At 35.2% G+C, this 6,659-nt stretch carries 4 protein-coding genes and 1 pseudogene; 3 read left to right on the top strand and 2 right to left on the bottom strand.

Annotated features, from left to right (window positions below; translation table 11 throughout):
• Together IL45_RS01315 and clpB are read right to left on the bottom strand one after the other, a co-directional pair.
• A pseudogene (locus tag IL45_RS01315) lies at positions 1 to 909 on the bottom strand (hypothetical protein); the annotation flags it as partial.
• Between the two features lie 292 nt (positions 910 to 1,201).
• Positions 1,202 to 3,808, bottom strand: coding sequence for an ATP-dependent chaperone ClpB (gene clpB / locus IL45_RS01310; RefSeq protein ID WP_036579314.1), 2,607 nt, complete (start codon positions 3,806 to 3,808; stop codon positions 1,202 to 1,204).
• A 211-nt stretch (positions 3,809 to 4,019) separates the two neighbouring features.
• On the opposite strand from clpB, the gene ytxJ reads away from it, so the two are divergent.
• Genes ytxJ through IL45_RS01295 form a run of 3 tightly spaced genes read left to right on the top strand, consistent with a single transcriptional unit; the run spans position 4,020 to position 6,644 of the window.
• On the top strand, positions 4,020 to 4,430 hold the full coding sequence (gene ytxJ / locus IL45_RS01305) for a bacillithiol system redox-active protein YtxJ (protein WP_036579312.1): 411 nt from the start codon (positions 4,020 to 4,022) through the stop codon (positions 4,428 to 4,430).
• Between the two features lies 1 nt (position 4,431).
• Positions 4,432 to 5,256, top strand: coding sequence for a M48 family metallopeptidase (locus tag IL45_RS01300; protein ID WP_036579308.1), 825 nt, complete (start codon positions 4,432 to 4,434; stop codon positions 5,254 to 5,256).
• 50 nt (positions 5,257 to 5,306) lie between these two features.
• Positions 5,307 to 6,644 (top strand): MFS transporter, encoded by a 1,338-nt coding sequence (locus tag IL45_RS01295; protein ID WP_036579305.1) that lies wholly within the window; start codon positions 5,307 to 5,309, stop codon positions 6,642 to 6,644.
• Positions 6,645 to 6,659: the final 15 nt, after the last annotated feature.

The following is a 6,659-nucleotide window of genomic DNA, read 5'->3' as shown; positions in this document are numbered from 1 at the left end:
AACTAAAGCTGTAAAATCTAATTGAGTTGTCACACCATCTTCATCGGTATAATCTAGATTCGTATCATCCGCATTCAGCACTAAAGTCGTAAGCGTCTCAGCAGCATTCGTATCAATAGTGACTGGTGTTCCAGCTTCATTAGTATACGTAAAGGTACCATCGGTGTTATCCACTAGAGTCGTTATGGTTTCCAAGTTCTGAACAATGGTGGTTAAATCTAATGTAGTGATTACTCCATCCTCATCGGTATATTCTAGCCCAGTTTGGGAAGCATTTAAACCTAATGATGTAAGTGATTCAATAAAAGATGTATCGATTATTGTCTGGTTACCTAATTCGTCGGTATAAGTATAAGTCCCATCGGTGTTATCTATTAATGTAGATATACTTGTGTCTGCTATAGTAACTGTATTACCAGCGGCATCTGTAAATGTATATGTACCGTCTGCATTATCGATTAAAGAGACATTAGATGCGAGTCCACTTAGTTCATCGATAGCATCTTGAATGTTCATTGCAGCTAGACCTGATGTTGCATTGTTATATGGATTAGCAATGGCGTTAGTATCAATAGAGACAATACCACCGTTATCATTAGTAAAAGTGTATGTTCCATCATTGTTATCTACTAGAATACCACCGTTACAAAGACTTTCCCAGTTGTTATTTCGGTATTGAAATAAACAGTTTTGCGAGGTGTTGTAAATAATCGCACCATTAAGTGGTAAAATGGCAGCCATCTCTGCATCAGTGATACGAGTAACGACTAATACAGTTTCAGAACTTTCTAACTCTAAAATAGAGAAAGGATCAATTGTATTAGGGTTGTTTCCTATCTTAACTTGTGCGGTTGTAATTGCACCCATTAGGAGAAACAAAACACACAATAAATTCAATAATAATTTCATAATAAAAAATTAACTTCAAACAAAAATCACATATATTTTTCTCAAAACGCAATGCGTAAAATCCATTTGTAAATAATTGGATGAAATACTGAGTTTAACGCTGTAATACGTTAAATTGTTCATTATTGAACGTTTCTTGAAAATATTCTTGGTAAGTCAAATTGGTTATTAAGTATTGATATTAAATTTTTATTTTCACTTTCGCGAAAGCGATATGAAATGGAATTATATAAAAAAAACAGCATATTCTTACATAAAGAATATGCTGTTTTATCATTTTGTGCCTATTACATTATACTTCTACAGCGTCTGTTTCATTCCTAAAAACTATTTGACTTTCAAAAGCATCGATAAGGACGATACTTTCTGTAGAAATTTCTCCAGAAAGAATCTGTTTTGAAAGTTCGTTGAGCACATTTTTCTGTATGACTCTTTTTACTGGTCTAGCTCCATATTGTGGATCATATCCCTGCACTGCTAATAGCTCAATTGCCGCTGGTGTAGCATCAATAGTGATACCTTGAAGAGCTAACATTTTAGTGACACCTTTTAATTGCAAACTCACAATTTGCTGAATTTCATTTTTAGTGAGTGGTGTAAACATGACAATATCATCAATACGATTTATAAATTCTGGTCTAACACGTTGTTTTAAGGCTACTAAAACCTCTTTTTTTGTTTCCTCTAATAAAGATTCGGTCACAGAACTTGCGTTTTCAAAACGATCTTGTATTAAATCTGCTCCCATGTTAGAAGTCATTATAATGATAGTGTTTTTAAAATCTGCTACTCGTCCTTTATTATCTGTTAATCTTCCTTCATCTAGTACCTGTAATAAAATATTGAAGGTGTCTGGATGAGCTTTTTCAATCTCATCTAAAAGAACTACACTATAAGGTTTTCTTCTAACAGCTTCTGTTAATTGTCCTCCTTCATCATACCCTACATATCCTGGAGGTGCACCTACAAGCCTGCTCACGCTGTGACGTTCTTGATATTCACTCATATCAATACGTGTCATAGAATTCTCGTCGTTAAAGAGGTAGTCTGCTAACGCTTTTGCAAGTTCTGTTTTACCTACACCTGTGGTACCTAAGAATAGAAATGAACCAACGGGTTTTTTCTGATCCTGTAAACCTGCGCGACTACGACGCACGGCATCACTGACTGCAATTATTGCTTCTTGCTGACCTACAACACGCTTATGTAATTCATCTTCTAATTTCAATAATTTGTCACGCTCACTTTGTAACATTTTTGTAACAGGTATACCAGTCCATTTTGCAATGACTTCGGCAATATCATCATAAGTAACTTCTTCTTGTATTAAAGATTTACCGGTATCATTATGCGCTACTTCTTTTTGTAATTTATCTAGCTCTTCTTGAGCTTCTTTTATCTTTCCATAACGCAGTTCTGCTACTTGACCATAGTCTCCATCACGTTCTGCACGTTCTGCCTGTTGTTTATAGTTTTCTATGTCACTTTTTGCATTTTGAATGGCATCGACAATGTCTTTCTCATTCACCCATTGAGCATTAATCTCATTACGAGATTCTTTGAAATTTGCTAGTTCACTGCGTAAAGCCTTTAACTTAGTCTCATCATTCTCACGTTTAATGGCCTCAATTTCAATTTCTAATTGCATGATCTTGCGATCCAGTACATCTAGTTCTTCTGGCTTTGAGTTAATTTCCATACGCAACTTTGCAGCAGCCTCATCCATTAAGTCAATAGCTTTGTCTGGTAAAAAGCGATTTGTAATGTATCGTTGTGATAATTCAACAGCACCTATAATGGCTTCATCCATGATGCGTACTTTGTGATGCGTCTCGTATTTATCTTTAATACCACGCAAAATGGATATAGCGCTCTCTGTATCTGGCTCATCTACTAAAACACGTTGAAAACGTCTTTCTAATGCTTTATCTTTTTCAAAATATTTTTGATACTCATCTAGAGTAGTGGCTCCTATAGCACGTAATTCTCCTCGTGCTAGCGCTGGTTTTAAAATATTAGCAGCATCCATAGCACCTTGTCCACCACCAGCACCTACTAGTGTATGTATTTCGTCTATAAATAAAACAATATCTCCAGAACTTTCTGTAACCTCTTTAATAACTGCTTTTAATCGTTCTTCAAATTCCCCTTTATATTTTGCACCAGCAATCAGTGCTCCCATATCAAGTGAAAATATTTGTTTATCCTTAAGGTTTTCAGGCACATCACCAGCAACGATTCTATGTGCAAGACCTTCTGCAATAGCTGTTTTACCTACACCAGGTTCTCCAACTAACATAGGGTTATTTTTAGTACGTCTGGAAAGGATTTGTAAAATACGTCTGATTTCTTCATCTCTGCCTATTACTGGATCGAGTTTTCCCTGATCTGCGAGCTGGTTTAAATTTTTAGCATATTTATTAAGACTATTATATGTTTCCTCTGCGGTAGCACTGGTTACACGACTGCCTTGTCTTAGTTCTTCGATAGCCTTTTCTAGTTGACTTTTAGTAATTCCTTGATCTTTTAGAATATGTGCGGCTGTTGATTTACCATCAAATAAAGAGAGTAATAGATGTTCTAAGCTTACATATTCATCATCCATTTTTGTAGCAATACTCATGGCGCCATTAACGGTTTTAGAAGCATCTCTAGATAATTGAATATCACCGCCTTCTACTTTAGGAAGAGCGCTAAGACTACTGTCTATAAGCTGTATGACCAATGCTAAGTTTACATTTAATTTTTTAAAGATAAAAGGAAGTACATTTTCGTCTATTTGTATCATTCCTTTTAAAAGATGCAGGTTTTCTATAAATTGATGACCTGACTCTTGTGCAAGTTGTTGCGCTGCCTGGAGCGCTTCTTGCGACTTTATTGTAAGTTGATTCATGTTCATGTCTTTTTCTTTGTTTCCTTTTAGTAGTCAAATGTTATACCTCTTCTAAAAATTGCCAAAAAGTCACATGAAACGCAAATAAATACGACAAACTGTCTGTTAGTAAATCATTAGCGAGATTTAATTGTTACATCCCTTATCTTTGTAATTTAGTAGTGGAATGAGTTAGGTTCCGCTTTCGCGAAAGCGAGATAATTAATAAATATACAACATGGGATTGTTAGATAAGTTGTTTAAGTCACAACGTGATATTGCAAAAGATGAAATTCAAGAAGGATTACCATGGCAAATGCTGGAGTCTGAAGATCAGTTGAATAACTTGATCTCAAATTCAAAAAGAATTCCTAAGGTAATTTTTAAACACAGTACCAGATGTGGTATTTCTAGAATGGTACTTAAGAATTTTGAAGCTGGTTATTCTTTAAAAGATGAAGATGCTAGTTTTTACTTATTAGATTTATTAAATCATAGAGAATTAAGTAATACTATAGCTAGTAAGTTAAATGTGATGCATCAATCGCCTCAAATTATTGTTATTGATAATGAGGAGATTATACACACAGATTCCCACCACGGAATCGATATTAAAAGAGTTGAACAATTAATAAAAAAAGAGAATTAATATGAGGTTTAATAAATTACTGATCCTTACCATCGCGGTGACCTTGTTTTCTTGTAAAACAAACGTTTTTACTGGTAAAAAGACCCTTAATTTTATGTCTAATAGTCAGTTGTTCCCTATGGCTTTTAGTCAGTATGGAGAATTTCTCAATACTAATAAGGTAGTCACAGGTACGGCAGACTCTGAAATGATTAATCGTGTAGGAAGCAAGATAAAGGTAGCTTCTCAACGCTGGTTGAATGCATTAGGAGAAGAACAGTATTTAAAAGATTATGCGTGGGAATATAATTTAGTAGATGACCCAACGGTAAATGCATGGTGTATGCCTGGTGGGAAAATTGTTTTTTACACAGGTATTTTACCTATTTGTCAAGATGAAACAGGTGTTGCTATAGTAATGGGTCACGAGGTAGCGCATGCACTTGCTGATCATGGTGCACAACGCATGAGTGCTGGTCAAGTTCAAGCACTAGGTGCTGTAGGTGTTGCTGTAGGTGGACAACTAGGTGGCCTTAATGAAGGTACACAACAAATATTAAATCAGGCTTATGGTATTGGTTCTCAGGTAGGTGGAATGCTACCTTTCTCAAGGTCTCATGAAACTGAAGCAGATAAAATAGGATTGTACCTTGCTGCAATTGCTGGTTATAACCCAGACGCAGGCTCTGAATTATGGGAACGTATGAAAGCTAATAGTGGTGGAGAAGCACCACCTGAATTTATGAGTACGCACCCATCTAACGATAGTCGTATCGCATTTTTGAAAGAACTAGCACCGCTAGCAAAAGCTGAAGCTCGTAAATATGGTGTGACAAGTTTCAAATAAACGCTCGTTTTTATATACTTTTAAAGGGTTCTTAATAGAACCCTTTTTTTATGAAAAATATTTTACCGAGAGGTCACAAAAAGTTACTACATGCTTGGGCATTTTATGATTGGGCAAACTCTGTTTATTCACTAGTAATCACTAGTGCTATATTTCCGATATTTTATTCGGCCGTTAGTAAAACAGCCTATGAGGAAGGAAATGTGCCTGATTTTCTTAAGGATGTTAATAATGAGAATATCATATTTGTCACCACGGCAATCGCCTTTTTAGTAGTCAGTGTATTGTCTCCTATCTTATCTGGTATTGCAGATTATTCTGGGCAAAAAAAGCGATTCATGCAGTTCTTCTGCTATTTAGGTGCGTCTTGCTGTATCGGTTTAGCCTTTTTTAGTTTTGATTATTTGTGGTTTAGTCTTGCTATGTATTTTCTTGCTTTGATAGGTTTTTGGGGTAGCTTGGTTTTTTATAATAGTTATTTACCAGATGTTGCTTTACCAGAACAGCAAGATGCAACTAGTGCCAAGGGTTTTTCTTTAGGTTATATAGGTAGTGTAATTTTGCTGGTTTTTTGTCTAGCAATGAATGAATTTGGTCTTTATCCGGAAAGTGGCTATTTATTAAGACTTGATGCCGTACAAATGTCATTTATTCTAGTAGGAGTCTGGTGGATAGGATTTGCTCAATATACATATGCCTATTTACCTCTAGGAAATAAAAAGGACACTAGTGAGGTTAAAAACATTTTTACAAATGGTTTTAAAGAACTACATAAAATCTGGGATCAACTAGGTGATAATATACAAATGAAACGTTATCTAGCTGCATTTTTTGTCTACAGTATGGCAGTCCAAACAGTGATGCTGGTCGCTACCTACTTTGGTACAGAGGAAGTACAATGGGAAGAAGGTGGCGCAACAATGGGATTAATTGTATCTATATTACTCATTCAAATAGTTGCTATTGCTGGAGCTTTTATAGCAAGCAAATTATCTAACTATTATGGTAATATAAAAGTGCTTATAGGTATCAATATGATATGGGTAGCTATATGCATTTATGGATATTTTGTGTATTCACCAATGGAATTCTATTTAACAGCAGCAGCGGTAGGTTTTGTAATGGGGTCCATTCAATCGCTTTCGCGAAGTACATTTTCTAAAATGATACCAGAAGGTAATCCAGATACTGCTTCTTACTTTAGTTTTTATGATGTTGCCGAGAAAATAGGAATTGTAATCGGTATGACTATTTTTACCTTAGTTACACAATGGAGCGGTTCTATGCGTGGTAGTATTTTATTTTTAGTAGTATTTTTTGCAATAGGAGTGGTACTTTTATTAAGAGTGCCTAAGATTAAAACAGCAATCTTAGATCATAAAGTTTAGTAAGGTTTAGGATGT

Source organism: Nonlabens ulvanivorans, assembly GCF_000732625.1.
In the GTDB taxonomy this organism is placed as follows: domain Bacteria; phylum Bacteroidota; class Bacteroidia; order Flavobacteriales; family Flavobacteriaceae; genus Nonlabens; species Nonlabens ulvanivorans.
Note: the sequence above shows the minus strand (reverse complement) of the source record. Positions and strands in the feature narration are given on the sequence as shown.